Genomic DNA, 17,455 nt, shown 5'->3' with positions numbered 1-17,455 from the left:
ATCGGCGATGAAGATCACTCGCCGTGCCTTGCTCTGCGTGGGCGCCGTGCTGGCCGTCGCCGCGATCGCAACGACGGCCGCGCCGTCCCTCGCCGAGCCCAGCACCAGTACACCGTTCACCACCCCGAACACCGACGGCTGCCCGCAGAAGACGTTGCCGCCCGCGCCCATCGACGCCTCCGAGGTGCCCGCGCCCGGACAGTCGGCTCCCGCACCGCTGCCGATTCCTTCCCCGCCGATCGGCGGGCCCCGTCTCGGGGAGTGCGGCGTCGTGCTGCCCAAAGCCGCACCGCCCGCCCCGCAGGAGATTTCGGCGACGGCCTGGTTGGTGGCGGATCTGGACACCGGCGAAGTGCTCGCGGCGAAGGACCCGCACGGGCGCTACCGGCCCGCCAGCACGATCAAAGTGCTGCTGGCCACGCTGGCGCTGCGCACGCTGAATCTCGACAAGGTGGTGGTCGGCACGCAGGCCGACGCCGATGCCGACGGCACCCGGGTGGGCATCGGCCCCGGCGGCCGCTACACGAACCGGCAGCTCATGCAAGCGTTGATCATGGCCTCGGGCAACGACGCCGCGCATGCCATCGCCGCCCAGCTGGGCGGCGACGCCGCGACCGTCGCGAAGATGAACGACCTCGCGAAATCATTGCGCGCCATGGACACTCGCACGGCCACACCATCCGGGCTGGACGGGCCCGGGATGAGCACTTCGGCCTACGACCTCGCCGTGCTGTTCCGCGAGGCCATGACCATCCCGCTGTTCGCGGAGCTGATCCACACCGAGCAGGCCGACTTCCCTGGCTACCCCGCCGACCCGGCGGTTCCCGGCGACACCGACCGCCCCGGCTACCCCATCGGCAACGACAATCAGCTGCTCTACAACTACGACGGCGCCCTCGGCGGAAAAACCGGCTTCACCGACGACGCGCGCCAGACCTTCGTCGCCGCCGCGCAGCGCAACGGCCGCAGGCTCGCCGTTACCCTGCTCAAGGCCGACGTGCGGCCGATCCGGCCGTGGGAACAGGCCGCCCGCCTGCTCGACTACGGATTCGCGTTGCCCCGCGGCGCCTCGATCGGCAACCTGCCCGGCGCGGTGGTAGCCCAGCGCGACCAGAGCGCGGTCACCCTGGCCGCGCCGCCCACGGCGGGCAGCGACCGGGCCACGCCTTCGGTGCCGGGCAGCGACCCGTCCGCCATGCCCGCAGCCGAAGACCGCCGCACCGGCGCCAGAACCATGCTGATCATCGGCGGTGTCCTCTTGGTCGCCGCGCTGCTGCTAGGCGCACGCCAGGCCAACCGGCGACGCTGATCGAACGTTCACCGACGGCCCGGCAACTTGCGCAATCCAGAAAGTGCCAGGGCCGCCAGCGCCCCCGCGCCGAAGTAGGTGGCGCCCACGCCCACCGAGATGTCGCGTGCGCTGACCCGCGGCGCGATCACGGCGGGGCCGGGCGCGGGAATCTCCGCTTCCGGTTCGTTCTCCGAGGCGGTGGCCGCCCAGGCGGTGGCGAACAGGACGATGCGGTAGGTGACATAACTGAACACCATCAGGCCGATGATCGAGCCGAAGGTAGCGCCGGCGGGGCTGTTCAGCACCGAGCGCAGATAGATCGACGCGACGATCTTGAACACCTCGAACACCACCGCGGCCAGCGCGGCCGCCTTGACAGCGCTGGCGAGCGTCACCGGTTCCCGGGGCAACCTCGCGATGACCCACGCGAACACCGCCCAGGAGGCGAGGAACCCGAGCAAAGTCGACACCAGCCACAGCAGCACACCCGCCCCGGGCGCTTCACCGAGGCCGAGGCTTTCGAGTAGCCGCGAACCGAGGGTGCTCGAGGCCAACGCCGACAACCCCAGCGACACCGTGAAGGCGAGACCGAGACCGACCAACGCCCCGAGATCGGAGAGCTTGGCCATCAGCCAATTGCCGTCCGGAGACTTCTGCTCCCACTGCTCGGTGAGCGCCGCCCGCAGGTTGGCCATCCAGCCCAGCCCGCTGTAGACGCCGGTGACCAGCCCCAGCACGCCGACCGCGCCCCGCGACTCGACCGCCTGATCCACCAGGTCGTTCACCTGGGTGCCGAACGAGCCCGGAATGTTCTCGACGATCTTTGCCTGTAATTCCGCCAGGAGGTCCGGATTGCTGGACAAGACCAGGCCCGCGACCGCGAAAGCGATCATCAGCAGCGGGAACAGCGACAGCACAGTGAAATACGTGATGCCCGCCGCGTAGTAGTTACCCCGTTGCCGCTGGTAGCGGCCCGCCGTACGGACCAGATGGTCCAGCCAGGGCTGTGCCTGGACCCGGCGTTCGATCCCGGCCTTGATGTTGTCGATCACCTGCACCATTCGCCCCTTCGACCAAGAGACCTCGCACGACGCCTGACGGGGCGCACGAAGGTGAAGTAGCCGTTCAGCGACTCAGCAAACCGACCCGGTCGTAGACCTGGGCGAGAGTGTTGCCCGCGATCTCTCGCGCCCGCTCGGCCCCGGCGGCGAGGATGCGGTCGAGTTCACCTTGATCCGACATGTACTCCTGCACCTTCGCGCGCAACGGCGTGACGAATTCGACCAGCGCGTCGGCCACGTCGGCTTTCAGCTCGCCGTAACCCTTGCCCTCGAAATCCTTCTCCAGCGTGACGATCGGCGCGCCGGTCAGCGAGCTCAGGATCACCAACAGGTTGCTGACGCCCGGTTTGCGTTCCGGGTCGTAGCGGATCTCGCGTTCGGTGTCGGTGACCGCGGACTTCACCTTCTTCGCGGTGACCTTCGGGTCGTCGAGCAGGTTGATCAGGCCCGCGTCGGTGGAGGCGGACTTGCTCATCTTGGAGGTGGGGTCCTGCAGGTCGTAGATCTTCGCCGTGCCCTTGACGATGTGCGCTTCCGGCACCACGAACGTCTTCTTGAACCGAGTGTTGAAGCGCTGGGCCAGATTCCGGGTCAACTCCAGGTGCTGGCGCTGATCCTCACCGACCGGCACCTGATGGGCGCGGTAGAGCAGGATGTCGGCGGCCATCAGCAGCGGGTAGGTGAACAGGCCGACGGTCGCGTTCTCCGCGCCCTGCTTCACCGACTTGTCCTTGAACTGAGTCATCCGGCTCGCTTCACCGAAACCGGTGATCCCGCTGAGCACCCAGGCCAGCTCGGCGTGCTCGGGCACCTGGCTCTGGACGAACAGGGTGGACTTCTTCGGGTCGATGCCGAGGGCGAGCAGCTGGGCGGCGGCGGCCTTGGTGCGCGCCTTCAGCTCCTTGGGATCCTGCGGCACCGTGATCGCGTGCATGTTCGGGATGAAATACAGCGCGTCGTAGTCGTCCTGCATGGTCACCCAGTACTGCAGCGCGCCAAGGTAGTTCCCGAGGTGAAACGAGGAGCTGGTCGGCTGGATCCCGGAAAGAACCCGCTGCTTGCGTTCGGCGGCCGGGCTGGGCGCAGGACTGGACATACTCCGATCTTCCCATGCGGCTCAAGCGGAATTTCGCTGCACCCAGCTGCGCGGGTCCACCCCCGGCATACTCGGCCGTCCGCCACTGACCAGTTCGTGTTCGCGCTGGGACAGCCTCTTGTAGACCGGCGCGCTGGGCCCGGCGAGCGTGCCACGCAACACCGGCGGCACCAGCGGAAACGATATGTGCGCGGTGCGGACCGCCCGGGACAGCCCCTGGTAGGCGACCTCCTCGGCCACACCCCACCGTATCCCGTACATCCGGCGGATCCGGGGCGGCAGGCTGCCCTGCACCAGCCGGTAGAACGCGGAGGTGACCTGCTGCAACGGCACGCCCTGCGAGTAGGGGACGCGCTGTCCGGCCAGATAGGAGCCGACCAACCGCGCCTCGTCGGTGAGGAACAGCTCGTCGGAGGCCAGGTAGCCGTCGAAGAACGCGCGGAACTCGTGATAGCTGCCCGGCGCCGCGTCCGCGGGCATGCCGAACAGCTCGCCCCAGCGCACGTAGTCCTGGTAGAGCCCCTCGCGCTCGCCCTCGGTCATGGTGCGCACCAGCAGGTCGTACATCACCTCGGCCGAGTCGAAGGTGAAGGCCATCGTCATGAACATCAGGTGCGGATCGAGCGCGGAGTACCCGGTGCCCGCGGGATGGTGGGCTCCGGCATCCTCCGGCAGCGCGCCACGCACTCCGACGTGCCGTTTCCTGGTGAACGCCAGGGCGCGGTCGGCCTCGGACCTGCTGCCGAGGAACACCGCCTCGAACAGGCGGCCGGTCAGCGCGAGCCGGGTGTAGGGCGTCATCCGATGCTCGGTGTTCTCCGCGGTGCCGACATAGAGCAGCGGGTGCACCGCGCCGATCACCAGTGCGCGCAAGCCGTAGGTCAGACCCACCGCGCGCTTGCTCATCACCCGCCGGACCATCGAGTGGTCACTGAAATAGCCGGGCTCGGACATCGTCGCCTCCTCGTCGAGCACATCTGGCAATAGCATCCCCCAGAATCCGCCTTTCTGGCAATACTCTCTGCCAGAATGTTGCGTTGTCGGCACCCGGCGTGGGAGCCGGCGCACCTGTAAGAATCGAAGGGTGACGGCGCAACGGACTTACGGGGGCATCTCCGCCGAGGAGCGCCGGGCGCAGCGGCGTGCGGCGCTGCTGGAGGCAGCGCTCGAGATCATCGGCACGGAAGGGCTCGGGAAGCTGACCGTGTCGGGGCTGTGCGCGCGGGCCGGCCTCAACGAGCGGTACTACTACGAGAACTTCGACAGCCGCGACGGCGTGCTCACCGCCCTGATCGACGGAATCGCGGAGGAACTCGCGGCGGCCATCCTCGCCGCGGTGCGCACCGCCGCGCCGGACACGCGCGCGACCGCGCACGCCGCGATCACCGCGGGCGTGCACCTGCTCACCGACGACCCGCGCAAGGCGAAAGCAGCCCTGATCGCGGGCATGGCGACACCGGAGCTCCGGGCCCGCACCACCGAGACGGTGCGCGCGTTCGCGCACATGGTGGCCTCGGAAGGCACCGACTTCTACCGGATGTCCGACGCGGCCCCGGCCTCGGCGATCGATTTCCGCGCCCTGTACCTGGTCGGCGGGCTGGTGCAGACGCTGACCGCCTGGTTGCAAGGCGATCTGAACCTCACCCGCGACGAATTGATCGAGCACACGGTCGACGTGTTCGTCCTGCTCGGTGAGGACCTGGCGGAAAAACTGCGGTAACGGTCCCGCTCACATCCGCAGGGACACGTCCTCGAGGTCGGGCGCGTCGCCTTGCAGGACGACCCGGAAGAGCACGTCCCGCCGTGACCAGTAGGCCGCGCAGTCGCGCATGGCCTCGGCGAACCAGTCGCGCTCGATCGGCTCGTCGGCGAGCAATCCGGCCGAGTCGCGCACCACGGCAACGTATCCGGCCCCTTCACCGAGGAAATCGTCCAGGTCACGCAGGCATTCGTCGAACGCGTCCTTGTTCTCGCCGAAGTAGTACGGGAATTGGAACGCCGCGGCGAACTCGTCGAAGAGCCGGGCGGTGGTGGGCATCTTCGCGCCGCGCAGCTCGCGCACCAGGTAACCGGGGGGCGCCTTGTCCCGCACACCACTGAACTCGGCGGCATCGACGGCGAGGGCGCCGAACGTGACGCGCGGCGGGGCGAGTTCGGCCCTCGGCGGCGCGTCGTCCGCATCGGGACGGGCAAGGAACTGCGACAGCGTGACGGTCTTTGTCATCAGCGCATCCTCGTGAAGGTCTTGTAGTGGTCACCGGTGTACCAGGCCGAGCCGTCGCTGCCGGTGACGATGCGTTCGGCGTCCCGGGATCGGCCGGACTGCTTGGGATTGACGTCCCATTCCTGATAGGTGATCGGCTTGCCGGAACCGTCCGCGGCGGGCAGGTCGCCGCCGCGGTTCTGCCATCGCTCGCCCCCTTTGGTGCCCGGGGCATTCGCCGAGCCCGGCCACCGGCCCGCGTCGATCTCCCGCAGCGTGACGTACGCGCGCTCCGGCACGCCGGACGCCTGGGTGACCGGCGACGCGCTGTCCCCGCGCGGCGCGGTGACCGTACTCGCCGCCGCGGTGGTCGCGCGACTCGCGGACGTGGACGTGGTGGCATCGCCCCCGTCGTACAGTGCGAGCACCGCGGCGAGCAGCACCAGCGCGACCGCGCCCAGGACACCGAGACCGCGCTTGACCAACGGCGACCGGTTCATCGGTACTGCACCGTGACCGGAGCGTGGTCGGACCAACGCTGGTCGTAGGCGGCGGCGCGCTCGACCACCGCGTCTTTGGCGCGGGTGGCCACATCGCCTCGGGCCAACTGATAGTCGATGCGCCAACCGGTGTCGTTGTCGAACGCGCGGCCCCGGTAGGACCACCAGCTGTACGGGCCGTCGACCCCGGGATGCAGGTGGCGCACCACGTCGACGTAGCCCGCGGCCAGCAGCTCATCGATCCACGCCCGCTCCTGCGGCAAGAAGCCGGCCGACTTCAGGTTGCCTTTCCAGTTCTTCAAGTCCCGCTCGGTGTGCGCGATGTTCCAGTCCCCGGCGACCACGAAGTCCCCGGTTCGCGCGGTGAGATAGGCGCCGAGTTCGGCCATGAAGCGGTACTTCTCGTCTTGGCGCACCGTGCCCGCGTCGCCGGAGTGCACGTAGACGCTGGCCACGGTGACGTCGTCGAAGTCGGCCTCGAGATAGCGGCCCGCGGCGGCGAACTCACTGCTGCCGAAGCCGACTCGCACGGCGCAGGGCGTCCGCCGGGACAGGATGCCGACACCGGCGCGGCCCTTCGACTCCGGCTCGGCGTGCGACAGTTGCCATCCCGCGTCGAGCGCGGGAGCCAGCGCGGCCCGGACCTGCTCGTCGGTCGCGCGGGTCTCCTGCACGCACACGACGTCGGCTTCGGTGGCCGCGAGCCAGGCCAGCAGCCCCTTGCCCGCGGCGGCGCGGACACCGTTCACGTTCACTGTCGAGATATACGGCACCTCACGACCGTACAATGCTGGTCAGATGAAGTCCCCCGGACACCGCCGTCCAGGAAGGGGTGAAGACGATGTCGTCCGACACCTCCCAGTCCTCCGCCGCCGCGCGCGGCTCCACCCCGGCGAAACAGCCACAGCCGATCAAGGCACTGCATGTGGGTTCCGGCGATCCCCTGCTGTTGCTGCACGGATTCATGATGTCGCCGCACTGCTGGGAGCAGACCGCCGCGCGGCTGTCGACGCACTGCGAAGTGTTCGCGCCCGCGTTCGCGGGGCACTGGGGCGGTGCGCCCACCGAGGGCCCCGCGGTGAACGTGTCGACGCTGGCCGACGGGATCTGTGATCAGCTCGACGAACTGGGCTGGCGCACCTGCCATATCGCGGGCAACTCCCTCGGCGGGCTGGTCGGCGTCGAACTCGCCCGCCGCGGACGCGCCCGCACATTGACGCTCATCGCACCCGCGGGCGGCTGGCACGCGCCCTCGCTGACCCAGTGGCGGATCAACCTGAAATTCCTCTCGCTGGTGCCGATCGTCCAGATCGGCAAGCGCCTGGGCGGATTCGCGATCGGCAACCCCCTCGCCCAGCGGATCGCGCTGCTCGCGCTGAGCAAGCAAGCCTCCGCGGTCTCCCGCCGCGACGCCGCCGCCGCCCTCGCCGCCGCACTGCACTGCCCGGCGATGGTGCCGATGGTCCTCGGCGCGATGCGAGCGCCGGCCCAGGAGGACCTGTCCACCCTGCGGACGCCGGTCCGGCTGCTGCTCGCGGAGTACGACCGGGTCATCCCCAACCGCGTCTACGCACGCCGCTACCTGAAGGAACTGCCCGAATCCGCCGACCGCATCCTGGTCAACGGCGTCGGCCACGTACCGATGCTGGAAGCGCCCGACCGCATCGCCACCCTCATCGCCGAGCACGTGTACGCCAGCCGCACGCGGTTGCGCGCTGTGTAGTTTTTCCAGCGCCTTCGGCGCTGGGTGTTCGCGGCCCCTTCGTGGCTCGCGTCCGAGCGACCGCTGCTGGCGACTTCGTCGCGGACGCAGCGATCACTCGGACGCGAGCCGGGCCGCGAACGGAACATGCTCGGTCTCGCTTCGCTCGAAACCGGGAGTCGGGGTGAGCTGGGCGCGTTGACGATCGAGCTACGGGCATAGGGCACGCGGCTCGGTGCCACGAGCGGGCGGTGTCGGTTTCGCTTCGGTCGAGCCCGTGGCTGGGTCGACTGGCTCGTCGGCAGCTCGAGACCACATGCACACGGTCAGCGCCCCAACTCGACCGGCGGTAGGGCCGATGTAATCGGGTGCAGCGGTGTTCACAGGACTTGATCACACGGCGGCCGGCGAATGACCGCCGTCCGCCCGCGCGCTGAGACGGCAGACAGCCCGGTCACAAACGGCCGAAGCTCGCTTCGCTCGAATCCATGAGCGCCGTGCGAGGTCGTCCAGCTCGAAACTACTGCGCGAGCAACCCCTTCGCGATGTGGGTCACCTGGATCTCGTTGCTGCCCGCGTAGATCATCAGCGACTTGGCGTCGCGCGCGAGTTGCTCCACGCGGTACTCGGTCATGTAGCCGTTGCCGCCGAAGAGCTGAACCGCTTCCATCGCCACCTCGGTGGCCGCCTCGGAGGCGTACAGCTTCATGGCGGAGGCCTCTGCCAGGGTCGGGGGTTTGCCCGCGCGGCCCCGCTCCAGCGTGTTGAACACCATGTTCTGCACGTTGATCCGCGCGATCTCCATCTTCGCCAGCTTCAGCTGGACCAGTTGGAAGCGTCCGATCTCCTGACCCCAGAGTTTGCGGCTCTTGGCGTACTCCAGGCACAGCCGATGACACTCGTTGATGATGCCCAGCGCCATGAAGGCCACGCCGATGCGCTCGGCGGTGAAGCTCGACCGGGCGCTGTCGCGGCCGTCGCCGCCCTTGTGCTCCTCGGTCTCGCCGAGCAGCCGGTCGCGGCCGACGCGCACGTTGTCGAAGAACAGTTCACCGGTCGGGGAGGAATGCAGGCCCATCTTCTTGAACGGCTTGCCCTGGGTGAGGCCTGGCATGCCCTCGTCGAGCACGAAGGTGAGCACCTTGCGTTCGCGCTTGTCACCGCCCGCGCCGTCGTCCAGCTTCGCGTAGACGATCATCACATCGGCGAAGGGACCGTTGGTGATGAAGGTCTTCTGACCGTTGAGCAGGTAGTCCTCCCCATCGCGCTTGACGTAGGTCTTCATGCCGCCGAACGCGTCGGAACCGGAGTCCGGTTCGGTGATCGCCCAGGACGCCACCTTCCGCATGGTGACGATGTCCTCCAGCCAGCGCTGCTTCTGGGCCAGCGTGCCGCGCGACATGATGGTGGTGGCGCCGAGACCGATGCTCACGCCCATCGCGGTGACCAGGCCCATGCACACCCCGGACAGCTCACCGATGAGCACCGCCATCAGCGATTCCTGTCCGGCGAACGGACTCGAGCCGGAGGCCTTCTTCTCCGGCTTCGGTTCCCCCGCCGCCACGGCGGCCTCCCGCGCCTCCTGCTTGGCCAGCATCTTCTGCACGGCCTCGCCGCCCATCACGTCGATCCCGAACTCGCGGAACAACTTCCGGATGACGGGGTACGGCGGCAGTTCGCCGCTGTCGAGTGCGTCCAGGTTGGGACGGATCTCCTTGTCGATGAACCCCCGGACGGCATCGCGGATCAGCACATCGGTCTCGGACCATTCGAACATCGTCGTTCTCCTCACATTCCCCGGGATCAGGGCAGCCGGGCGGCGATGTCGTCGATCAGCCAGGGACCCTCGGTCTCGATGGTCTTCACATCGTGCCAACCCGCCAGCTCGGAGATCGCGCCGCCCTGCACCGCGAACACCTTGCCGGTGATCGGGCACGTCTCGGCGGCCAGGTACGCGACCAGCGGCGCGATGTTGGCCGGGGCGAAAGCGTCGAACCCGCCCTCGGACGACTCCGCCTCGGCCGCCAGCATCTCGCCCATGCCGGGAGTGGCCAGGGTGAGCCGGGTGCGCGCGATCGGCGCGATCGCGTTGACCCGCACGCCGTAGCGCGCCAGCTCCTCGGCGGCCACCAGAGTCAGGGCGGCGATCGCGGCCTTGGCCGCGCCGTAATTGGCCTGTCCCGGGTTGGGCAGGGTGGTGCCGGACGCCGATGCGGTGTTGATCACCGCGGCATCGGGCTGATTGCCCGCCTTGGACTGCTGCTTCCAATACACGGCGGCATGGTGCAGCACCGCGGCGTGCCCCTTGAGATGCACGGCGATCACCGCGTCCCACTGCGCTTCGGACATGCCCGCGATAAAGGCGTCGCGCAGGATGCCCGCGTTGTTGACCACGACGTCGAGGCCGCCGAACTCGGTGACCGCCTGTTCGACCAGCTTCTGCGCGCCGTCCCAGGTGGCGACGTCATCGGTGTTGGCCACCGCCTTGCCGCCCGCGGCGACGATCTCGCGCGCCACATCCTGGGCGGGACCGCTGTCGGTCCCCTCGCCCGCGTTGCTGCCTCCGAGGTCGTTGACGACCACCGCGGCGCCCTCCTTCGCGAAAAGCAGTGCGTGCTCGCGGCCGATGCCGCGACCCGCACCGGTGATGACGGCAACCCGTCCGGCCAGTACGCCCATGTGTTGTCTCCTGAAGTCGCGCCGAATCCGGCGATGGGAAAGAACGCGGCGGAATCCGTGCCGCCGCTGGAGGATCAGTCGGCGATCTCGGCCAGTCCGTCGCTGAGCACGACATCGTCGCCGCGCACGGTCTCGAAGGCGTAGCGGGTGATCCCGTCGGAGGAGCCTGCCTTCCAGATGCGGGTCTCCAGATCGTCACCGGGGAAGACCAGCTTGGCGAAGCGCACCGCGAACCGCCTGAGCCGATGCACATCCGACCCCCCGACCTCGGTGAGCACCGCCCAGGACGCGAACGCCATGGTGCACAACCCGTGCGCGATGATGCCGGGCAGTCCGGCATCCTTGGCAACCTGCTCGTCCAGGTGCAGCGGCACCGGATCGCCGGAAGCCGGTGCGTAACGGAAGGTCTGGTCGTGGTCCACGTGCTGCGCCACCACGGCGACCGGATCCTGCTCGCGCAGCCCTTCGTCGAACTTGTGCGCCGGAGCGGCCGCGCCGACCGTCGCGCCCGCGTCGACGTTGCGGAAGAAGGCGGTCAGGTATTGGTCGTTGACCGGTTCGCCCGCGTCCGTGCGGCATTCGATGCGGATGGTGATGGTGGTTCCGTTGGGCCGGCTGGTGTAGCCGATCGCCTTGGCGCGCGACACCAGCCGGTCTCCGGGCCGGATCGCGCGGTGGAAGTGGAAGTCCTGCTCCCCGTGCACGACCCGGCCGAAGATGTCCATCGGCGCGACATCGATGACGGGCATCATCATGGCCTCGAAGACCGGGACGATGGCGAACACCGGCGCGGCCACCGTACCGGCCAGATGCGCGGCGATCGGATCGTTCGTCGCGGCCGCGTACTCCGCCACGCGTTCGGCGGTGACCTCGAAACGCTCCTCGTCGGACCAGGTTTCCAAACCACTGTCGTCGAACTCGACGACACGGGCCTGACCGCTCATGCCGACTCCTCTCCGGCACGAGCGGGGCCCTGCGTGGTCACGCTCCGCTGCCGCCTCCGGGCCTGACCGCTCATGCCGTGTCCCATGGGGGCACGAGCGGGGCCCTGCGTGGTCACGCTCCGCTCCCGCCTCCGGGCCTGACCGCTCATGCCGTGTCCGATTCGGCATGAGCGGGGCCCTGCGTGGTCACGCTCCGCTGCCGCCTCCGGGCCTGACCGCTCATGCCGCTGCGGCCAGGGCGTCGAGTTGCTCGAGTGATCGGTCCAGCTGTTTGATGCCGTCCTTCTCCACCGCTTTGCCGAGCGCGCCCTTGATCAGGGCGCCCTCGAAATCACCGGACACCAGGATGCTGCTTCCCTCGCCGTTGGGCCGGATATCGAAGGTGAACTCGGTCTTCACCCCGGCCATGCCGGTGCCGCCGAGGGTCAGCTTGTGCGGCGCGTCCACCGAGACGATGGTCCACTCCAGCTTGTTCGCCATGCCGAGCATCACGATCTTGGCGACCAGCTTGACGCCCTCGGTGAGCACGGCGGGCGGCTCCTCCATGAAGCGTTCGTGGATGGTGAACCATTTGTCCCAGGTCTGCGGGTCGGAGACGACCGCCCACAGAGCTTCCGGGGCGGCGTTGACGTCTTTGGTGGCTTCGATGTGTCCCATGTGTCGACTCCTCGTCGAGTTCGTCCGCGGCCGGGCCGCGTCAGCGATCGGCGCGCTGGTAGGCGGTGACGACGGCAGCGCCGCCGAGGCCGATGTTGTGTTGCAGGGCGGCGGTGACGCCGTCCACCTGCCGCTTGTCCGCGGCGCCGCGCAGCTGCCAGGTCAGCTCCGAGCACTGCGCGAGCCCCGTCGCGCCGAGCGGATGCCCCTTCGAGATCAGGCCGCCGGAGGGGTTGACCACCCATTTGCCGCCGTAGGTGGTCTGACCGTCGTCGACCAGCTGTCCCGCCTCGCCCTCGCCGCACAGTCCGAGCGCTTCGTAGAGCAGCAGTTCGTTGGCCGAGAAGCAGTCGTGCAACTCGATGACCTGGAAGTCCTCCGGGCCGAGCCCCGCCTGCTGATAGACCTTCCGCGCGGCCTGGACGTTCATGTCGTAGCCGATCAGGTTCTTGGCGGTCTCGTCGAAGGTCGAGGCGAAGTCGGTGGTCATCGCCTGGCCGACGATCTCCACCGCCCGCCCGGCGAGGTCGTGGGCGTCGACGAAGTCCGCACTGGCGAGGATGACCGCACCGGACCCGTCGGAGGTCGGCGAGCACTGCAGCTTGGTGAGCGGGTCGTAGATCATCCGCGAGGCGAGGATGTCGTCGAGGGTGTACTCGTCCTGGAACTGCGAGAACGGGTTGTTCACCGAGTGCTTGTGGTTCTTGTAGCCGATCTTGGCGAAATGCTCGGCGGTGGTGCCGTACTGCTTCATGTGCTCGCGCCCCGCGGCGCCGAACATCCACGGCGCCACCGGGAACAGCACCTCGGAGATCTCCGCCAGCGCCATGATGTGCTTGGCCATGGGCTGCTCGCGGTCGTCCCAGGTGGATCCGAGCGAGCCGGGCTGCATCTTCTCGAAGCCCAGCGCCAGCGTGCATTCCGCCAGGCCGCCCCGGATCGCCTGCGCGGCGAGGTACAGCGCCGTGGAGCCGGTGGAGCAGTTGTTGTTCACGTTGACCACCGGGATGCCGGTCATGCCGAGTTCGTAGACGGCACGCTGCCCGGAGGTGGATTCGCCGTAGACATAACCGACGTAGGCCTGTTCCACCAGGTTGTAGTCGATTCCCGCGTCGGCGAGCGCCTTGGTGCCGGATTCCCGGGCCATGTCCGGGTAGTCCCACGCGCGGGTGGTGCCGTCGGCTTCCTCGACCATGCGGCGGCCCGGCTTCTCGAACTTCGTCATCCCGACACCGACCACGTAGACCTTGTTCGCCATCGAACTCCTCAGTTTGTACGTACGCCGCGAGGCGGCCGAACGAGTGAAAACAAACATACAAGGTTGTATGTAAGTGGGCAAGAGGTTGGCACGGCAGCGCCAGCTCCATGCCGGTAACCAGCCGATTGCGTCCCCCCTGCTACATACAGTGAGACATGCATGTTCTTTGATTACCGCGCTGGAGCGATCTGATCAGATAATCGCCGGTCGATCGGCGAGTATGACGGTCGCGCGGGCGGAGGAGGCGCGCTTCGACGATTTCCGGGCCATGGCGGCATCCCCTCCGCCGACCAGAACATACAGCAGTGTATGTAAGTGTAAGATCGAGCGATGGCCAGGAGCGTAGTCGTGAAGCAGCAGCGCCGGACGCAGGAGCAGCGCAGCAGCGAGATGCGCACCCGCCTGCTGGACGCGACGGTGGACTGCCTGGTCGAGTACGGATACTCCGGCACCACGACGCCACGGGTGGCCGAACGCGCGGGGGTGACTCGCGGGGCCCAAGTGCATCACTTCGGCTCGAAAACCGATCTCGTGGTGGCCGCGATCAGTCATCTGGCGCAGTTGCGCGCCGAGACCGCCATGCGGGAGATGTCGCGGGTGGAAGCCGGTGACGATCCGGTGACGGCGGCGCTGGAGTTCCTGTGGGACCTGCACCAGGGTCCGCTGTTCATCGCGACCGTCGAACTGTGGGTGGCGGGGCGCACCGATCCGGTGCTGGCCGCGGCGATGGAGAAGGTCGAGCCGTTCGTCAACAACGCCGTCCTGCTGGCGGTCGCCCGTTTCGTGCCGGACGACGTGCGCCGTAAGGAGGCGCGCGACTTCATCTACACGGCCATGGACGCGCTGCGCGGCATCCTGATCTCGAATTTCGTCGATCCGGACGATGAACGCGCCCGTCGCCGGTGGCGCCGCGCCTCGGCGCACCTGCACGAGATCGCGGGCCGCGCGCTTGCCGGCCGCCCCGCCGAATAGTCCTCAGCGGCGAGTCCGGCTCCCGGCTGCTTCCACCGCCGCCCGCCCGCGCGTTGTCACGCCCGGTTGGCGAGCATCGGGAACACGACGTAGAGCGAGGGCGCTACTGCGGCCTGGTCACCGTGCCGCTCGCTGTTCGGTCCCGCGATTTCCGCGCCGTCCAGACGGTCACCGCGAACAGCAACACGCCGGTCGCGGCCAAGGCGGCGCCGACCACGGCCGGGGCCGTGTAACCCAGGCCCGCGGCGATGACCAGGCCGCCGAGCCAGGCTCCGGCGGCGTTGGCGATGTTCAGAGCGGCGTGGTTGAGGGCGGCGGCGAGGGTCTGGGCATCCGCCGCGACATCCATCAGACGCGTTTGCAGCCCGGGCGCCAGCGCGGCCCCGGATGCGCCGACCAGCAACGCGCCGAAGGCCGCGGTATAGGGATTGTGCGCGGCGGCGACGAATCCACCGAGGATGACGGTCATCGCGACCATCGACACCGAGATGGCATGGTCCACGCCACGGTCGGCGAGCACGCCGCCGACGATGTTTCCGATCACCATGCCCACGCCGAACAGCATCAACACCAGGGGGACCGCCCCGGCCCGCAGACCGGCGACGTCGGTGAGCGTGGTCGCGATGTAGGTGTAGACGGCGAACATGCCGCCGAACCCGACCGCGCCGACCAGCAGCGTCAACAGCACCTGCGGACGCCGCAGCGCGCCGAGTTCGGTCATCGGATCGGTCATGGTGATGCCGGTGAGTACCGGCACGAAGCGCAGCAGCGCGGCCACGGTGCAGACACCGATCAAGGCGACCACCACGAACGCGTCGCGCCAGCCGAGATGCTGCCCGAGCCAGGTAGCTGCGGGAACGCCGACGACGTTGGCGGCGCTCAACCCCAGCATAACCGCCGCAACCGCCTTGGCCCGCTGTCCCGCCGGGGCGAGAGTGGCGGCGGCCAGCGAGGCGACGCCGAAGTAGGCGCCGTGCGGCAATCCCGAGACGAACCGCGCCGCAACCAGCGTCTCGAACGAGGGCGCCACCACGGTCGCCGCGTTGCCCACGGTGAACGCCGCCATGAGCGCGATGAGCAGCCGCTTGCGTGCCACCCGCGCGCACAGCGCCGCGATCAAAGGCGCGCCGATCACCACGCCGAGCGCGTAGGCCGACACCGCGTGCCCCGCGGTGGGCTCGGAGACGTGCATGTCCGAGGCGATGTCCGGCAGCAAACCCATGGTGACGAATTCGGTCGTCCCGATCCCGAATCCGCCGAGGGCCAGTGCCAGCATGGCCGGTACATGCCAAGCGGTTCGTCCGGGTGGGGCGGCGGTGCTGGTCGTCGTCACGGGGCTGGTCACGTGTTCATGTAACCGTTCCCGGCCCATATCCGCTTCCCGGGCGAACGTGAGTTCGCCCACCGGGACGTCGATGAACGACGCTGGTCGACCCCGCGAATCGTCCTGGACCGCTACACCGGTCGCGCATCCCCCGGCTCGCCGCGCCCGGAAAGTCCGCCGGTATTCGGCGGGCGATACCCCCGACCACACCGGAGAAGTGGCGGCGCAGGTTGGTGGCGGTGCCGAGACCGGACATCCGGCTGATCGCTCGATGCCGTAATCGGTGGCTTCCAGCAGGGATTGCGCATGGGCGAGGCGCTGGCCGAGCAGCCACTGCATGGGGGTCGCGCCCGTGGACCGTTGCAGACGTCGATGCAACAGTGCGGGCACCCGTTCCACCGGTGGGTGGGGCGGGTGCCCGATGTTCAGCCCGGCGCTGGGTGAGCACCCAGCGCCGGAGTCGGCCGAGCGACACGGCTCGGCCCCGCGGTTCGGCGCCTTGTCGGCGCCCGCGAACTCAGCGCAGTGCGCGAGCCAGGTTGGCGTCCAGCGCGCCGAGGAATTCCTCGGTGCTCAGGTAGCCCTGGTCCCCGCCGACGAGCAGCGCGAGGTCCTTGGTCATCTGGCCGCCCTCGACGGTCTTGATGACGACGTCCTCGAGGGTCTGCGCGAAGCCGATGACCTCCGGGGTGTTGTCCAGCTTGCCGCGGTGCTCGAGCCCTCGGGTCCAGGCGAAGATGGACGCGATCGGGTTGGTCGAGGTCGGCTTGCCCTGCTGGTGCTGGCGGTAGTGCCGGGTGACGGTGCCGTGCGCGGCCTCGGCCTCACAGGTCTGCCCGTCCGGGGTGAGCAGCACCGACGTCATCAGGCCGAGCGAACCGAAGCCCTGGGCCACGGTGTCGGACTGCACGTCGCCGTCGTAGTTCTTGCACGCCCAGACGTAGCCGCCCTCCCACTTCATGGAGGAGGCCACCATGTCATCGATGAGGCGATGCTCGTAGGTCAGGCCCGCGGCGTCGAACTGGCTCTTGAACTCGGCGTCGAAGATGTCCTGGAAGGTGTCCTTGAACATGCCGTCGTAGGCCTTCAGGATGGTGTTCTTCGTCGACATGTACACCGGGTAGTTCTGCTGCAGGCCGTAGTTGAACGACGCCCGCGCGAAATCCTCGATGGACTTGCGGAAGTTGTACATGCCCATGACGACGCCGCCGTCCTCGGGCATCTTCACGACCTCGTGCACGATCGGCTCGCTGCCGTCGTCCGGGGTGAAGGTCAAGGTGACGGTACCGCCTTGGAACACCTTGAAGTCGGTGGCGCGGTACTGGTCGCCGAACGCGTGGCGGCCGATGATGATCGGCTTGGTCCAGCCGGGAACGAGCCGGGGAACGTTCGAGATGATGATCGGGGCACGGAAGATGGTGCCGCCCAGAATGTTGCGAATGGTGCCGTTGGGCGAACGCCACATCTTCTTGAGGCCGAATTCTTTGACCCGCGCCTCGTCCGGGGTGATGGTGGCGCACTTCACACCGACACCGTGCCGCTTGATGGCTTCGGCGGCGTCGACGGTGACCTGGTCGTCTGTCTTGTCGCGGTACTCGATGCCCAGGTCGTAATACTCCAGGTTCACATCGAGATAGGGGTGGATCAGCTTGTCCTTGATGAACTGCCAGATGATCCGGGTCATCTCGTCGCCGTCGAGTTCTACGACGGTGCCTTCAACCTTGATCTTGGACATGGATCTTCGTGTCCTCCTAGGATGGTGCCCTCA

General features: G+C 68.3%; 17 protein-coding genes. 4 read left to right on the top strand and 13 right to left on the bottom strand.

Going from position 1 to position 17,455, the window contains the following annotated elements; genetic code table 11:
- The first annotated feature begins 7 nt into the window (after nucleotides 1-7).
- Nucleotides 8-1,309, top strand: coding sequence for a D-alanyl-D-alanine carboxypeptidase family protein (locus ACGF7Y_RS18250; protein WP_393235080.1), 1,302 nt, complete (start codon nucleotides 8-10; stop codon nucleotides 1,307-1,309).
- A gap of 8 nt (nucleotides 1,310-1,317) precedes the next feature.
- On the opposite strand, the gene yhjD is transcribed toward ACGF7Y_RS18250, so the two are convergent.
- From yhjD to ACGF7Y_RS18235, 3 genes are all read right to left on the bottom strand, one after another.
- On the bottom strand, nucleotides 1,318-2,349 hold the full coding sequence (gene yhjD / locus ACGF7Y_RS18245) for an inner membrane protein YhjD (RefSeq protein ID WP_393235185.1): 1,032 nt from the start codon (nucleotides 2,347-2,349) through the stop codon (nucleotides 1,318-1,320).
- Between the two features lie 67 nt (nucleotides 2,350-2,416).
- Complete coding sequence (trpS, locus tag ACGF7Y_RS18240; protein ID WP_393235077.1) at nucleotides 2,417-3,448, bottom strand: tryptophan--tRNA ligase; 1,032 nt, start codon at nucleotides 3,446-3,448, stop codon at nucleotides 2,417-2,419.
- A gap of 21 nt (nucleotides 3,449-3,469) precedes the next feature.
- Entirely contained in the window at nucleotides 3,470-4,438 is a 969-nt protein-coding gene (locus tag ACGF7Y_RS18235; RefSeq protein WP_393235074.1) for an oxygenase MpaB family protein, read from the bottom strand.
- 94 nt (nucleotides 4,439-4,532) lie between these two features.
- Here ACGF7Y_RS18235 and ACGF7Y_RS18230 point away from each other — a divergent pair, with 94 nt between their 5' ends.
- Complete coding sequence (locus tag ACGF7Y_RS18230) at nucleotides 4,533-5,168, top strand: TetR/AcrR family transcriptional regulator (protein WP_393235071.1); 636 nt, start codon at nucleotides 4,533-4,535, stop codon at nucleotides 5,166-5,168.
- Nucleotides 5,169-5,177: 9 nt separating this feature from the next.
- Here ACGF7Y_RS18230 and ACGF7Y_RS18225 read toward each other — a convergent pair whose 3' ends face one another.
- From ACGF7Y_RS18225 to ACGF7Y_RS18215, 3 genes are read right to left on the bottom strand one after another with little or no spacing between them, the layout of a single operon-like run.
- On the bottom strand, nucleotides 5,178-5,672 hold the full coding sequence (locus ACGF7Y_RS18225) for a barstar family protein (RefSeq protein ID WP_393235068.1): 495 nt from the start codon (nucleotides 5,670-5,672) through the stop codon (nucleotides 5,178-5,180).
- Nucleotides 5,672-6,151 carry a ribonuclease domain-containing protein gene (locus ACGF7Y_RS18220; RefSeq protein WP_393235065.1) on the bottom strand — a complete coding sequence of 160 codons (480 nt, stop codon included), beginning with the start codon at nucleotides 6,149-6,151 and terminating at the stop codon, nucleotides 5,672-5,674. Before ACGF7Y_RS18220 ends, ACGF7Y_RS18225 begins: the two co-directional genes overlap by 1 nt.
- Complete coding sequence (locus ACGF7Y_RS18215) at nucleotides 6,148-6,924, bottom strand: exodeoxyribonuclease III (protein WP_393235062.1); 777 nt, start codon at nucleotides 6,922-6,924, stop codon at nucleotides 6,148-6,150. The genes ACGF7Y_RS18220 and ACGF7Y_RS18215 overlap by 4 nt, the downstream gene beginning before the upstream one ends.
- Nucleotides 6,925-6,992: 68 nt before the next feature.
- Here ACGF7Y_RS18215 and ACGF7Y_RS18210 point away from each other — a divergent pair, with 68 nt between their 5' ends.
- Nucleotides 6,993-7,874, top strand: coding sequence for an alpha/beta fold hydrolase (locus tag ACGF7Y_RS18210; RefSeq protein ID WP_393235059.1), 882 nt, complete (start codon nucleotides 6,993-6,995; stop codon nucleotides 7,872-7,874).
- 499 nt (nucleotides 7,875-8,373) lie between these two features.
- Here the strand turns inward: ACGF7Y_RS18210 and ACGF7Y_RS18205 are convergent, their stop codons facing one another.
- From ACGF7Y_RS18205 to ACGF7Y_RS18185, 5 genes are all read right to left on the bottom strand, one after another.
- The gene (locus tag ACGF7Y_RS18205; protein WP_393235056.1) at nucleotides 8,374-9,630 is read right to left on the bottom strand and encodes an acyl-CoA dehydrogenase family protein; all 1,257 of its coding nucleotides are present in this window, start codon (nucleotides 9,628-9,630) and stop codon (nucleotides 8,374-8,376) included.
- 26 nt (nucleotides 9,631-9,656) lie between these two features.
- Nucleotides 9,657-10,532 (bottom strand): SDR family oxidoreductase, encoded by an 876-nt coding sequence (locus tag ACGF7Y_RS18200; protein WP_393235054.1) that lies wholly within the window; start codon nucleotides 10,530-10,532, stop codon nucleotides 9,657-9,659.
- A gap of 74 nt (nucleotides 10,533-10,606) precedes the next feature.
- Nucleotides 10,607-11,476: a MaoC/PaaZ C-terminal domain-containing protein gene (locus ACGF7Y_RS18195; RefSeq protein WP_393235051.1), complete on the bottom strand. Its 870-nt coding sequence runs from the start codon at nucleotides 11,474-11,476 to the stop codon at nucleotides 10,607-10,609.
- 219 nt (nucleotides 11,477-11,695) lie between these two features.
- A complete protein-coding gene (locus tag ACGF7Y_RS18190; RefSeq protein ID WP_391466848.1) occupies nucleotides 11,696-12,133 on the bottom strand; it encodes an SRPBCC family protein in 438 nt (145 codons plus the stop codon).
- A gap of 40 nt (nucleotides 12,134-12,173) precedes the next feature.
- A complete protein-coding gene (locus tag ACGF7Y_RS18185) occupies nucleotides 12,174-13,391 on the bottom strand; it encodes a lipid-transfer protein (RefSeq protein ID WP_393235048.1) in 1,218 nt (405 codons plus the stop codon).
- 330 nt (nucleotides 13,392-13,721) lie between these two features.
- Here ACGF7Y_RS18185 and ACGF7Y_RS18180 point away from each other — a divergent pair, with 330 nt between their 5' ends.
- The gene (locus ACGF7Y_RS18180; RefSeq protein WP_393235045.1) at nucleotides 13,722-14,363 is read left to right on the top strand and encodes a TetR/AcrR family transcriptional regulator; all 642 of its coding nucleotides are present in this window, start codon (nucleotides 13,722-13,724) and stop codon (nucleotides 14,361-14,363) included.
- 103 nt (nucleotides 14,364-14,466) lie between these two features.
- Here ACGF7Y_RS18180 and ACGF7Y_RS18175 read toward each other — a convergent pair whose 3' ends face one another.
- Both ACGF7Y_RS18175 and ACGF7Y_RS18170 read right to left on the bottom strand, forming a co-directional pair.
- Complete coding sequence (locus ACGF7Y_RS18175) at nucleotides 14,467-15,639, bottom strand: MFS transporter (protein ID WP_393235182.1); 1,173 nt, start codon at nucleotides 15,637-15,639, stop codon at nucleotides 14,467-14,469.
- A 565-nt stretch (nucleotides 15,640-16,204) separates the two neighbouring features.
- Complete coding sequence (locus ACGF7Y_RS18170) at nucleotides 16,205-17,422, bottom strand: NADP-dependent isocitrate dehydrogenase (RefSeq protein WP_040864988.1); 1,218 nt, start codon at nucleotides 17,420-17,422, stop codon at nucleotides 16,205-16,207.
- Nucleotides 17,423-17,455: the final 33 nt, after the last annotated feature.

Origin of the sequence: Nocardia sp. NPDC047654 (assembly GCF_043205035.1) — a bacterium.
Taxonomy (GTDB): Bacteria; Actinomycetota; Actinomycetes; order Mycobacteriales; family Mycobacteriaceae; genus Nocardia.
This window is presented reverse-complemented; position numbering and strand designations above follow the sequence as displayed.

Bases quoted from the DNA above. Each gene is read 5' to 3' on its own strand.
- ACGF7Y_RS18195 (WP_393235051.1), bottom strand. From the start codon at position 11,476: ATGAGCGGTCAGGCCCGTGTCGTCGAGTTCGACGACAGTGGTTTGGAA.
- ACGF7Y_RS18175 (WP_393235182.1), bottom strand. From the start codon at position 15,639: ATGCTGGCACTGGCCCTCGGCGGATTCGGGATCGGGACGACCGAATTC.
- ACGF7Y_RS18250 (WP_393235080.1), top strand. From the start codon at position 8: ATGAAGATCACTCGCCGTGCCTTGCTCTGCGTGGGCGCCGTGCTGGCC.
- ACGF7Y_RS18180 (WP_393235045.1), top strand. From the start codon at position 13,722: ATGGCCAGGAGCGTAGTCGTGAAGCAGCAGCGCCGGACGCAGGAGCAG.
- ACGF7Y_RS18220 (WP_393235065.1), bottom strand. From the start codon at position 6,151: ATGAACCGGTCGCCGTTGGTCAAGCGCGGTCTCGGTGTCCTGGGCGCG.
- ACGF7Y_RS18200 (WP_393235054.1), bottom strand. From the start codon at position 10,532: ATGGGCGTACTGGCCGGACGGGTTGCCGTCATCACCGGTGCGGGTCGC.
- ACGF7Y_RS18235 (WP_393235074.1), bottom strand. From the start codon at position 4,438: ATGCTATTGCCAGATGTGCTCGACGAGGAGGCGACGATGTCCGAGCCC.
- ACGF7Y_RS18190 (WP_391466848.1), bottom strand. From the start codon at position 12,133: ATGGGACACATCGAAGCCACCAAAGACGTCAACGCCGCCCCGGAAGCT.
- ACGF7Y_RS18210 (WP_393235059.1), top strand. From the start codon at position 6,993: ATGTCGTCCGACACCTCCCAGTCCTCCGCCGCCGCGCGCGGCTCCACC.
- ACGF7Y_RS18185 (WP_393235048.1), bottom strand. From the start codon at position 13,391: ATGGCGAACAAGGTCTACGTGGTCGGTGTCGGGATGACGAAGTTCGAG.
- ACGF7Y_RS18225 (WP_393235068.1), bottom strand. From the start codon at position 5,672: ATGACAAAGACCGTCACGCTGTCGCAGTTCCTTGCCCGTCCCGATGCG.
- ACGF7Y_RS18205 (WP_393235056.1), bottom strand. From the start codon at position 9,630: ATGTTCGAATGGTCCGAGACCGATGTGCTGATCCGCGATGCCGTCCGG.
- trpS (WP_393235077.1), bottom strand. From the start codon at position 3,448: ATGTCCAGTCCTGCGCCCAGCCCGGCCGCCGAACGCAAGCAGCGGGTT.
- ACGF7Y_RS18170 (WP_040864988.1), bottom strand. From the start codon at position 17,422: ATGTCCAAGATCAAGGTTGAAGGCACCGTCGTAGAACTCGACGGCGAC.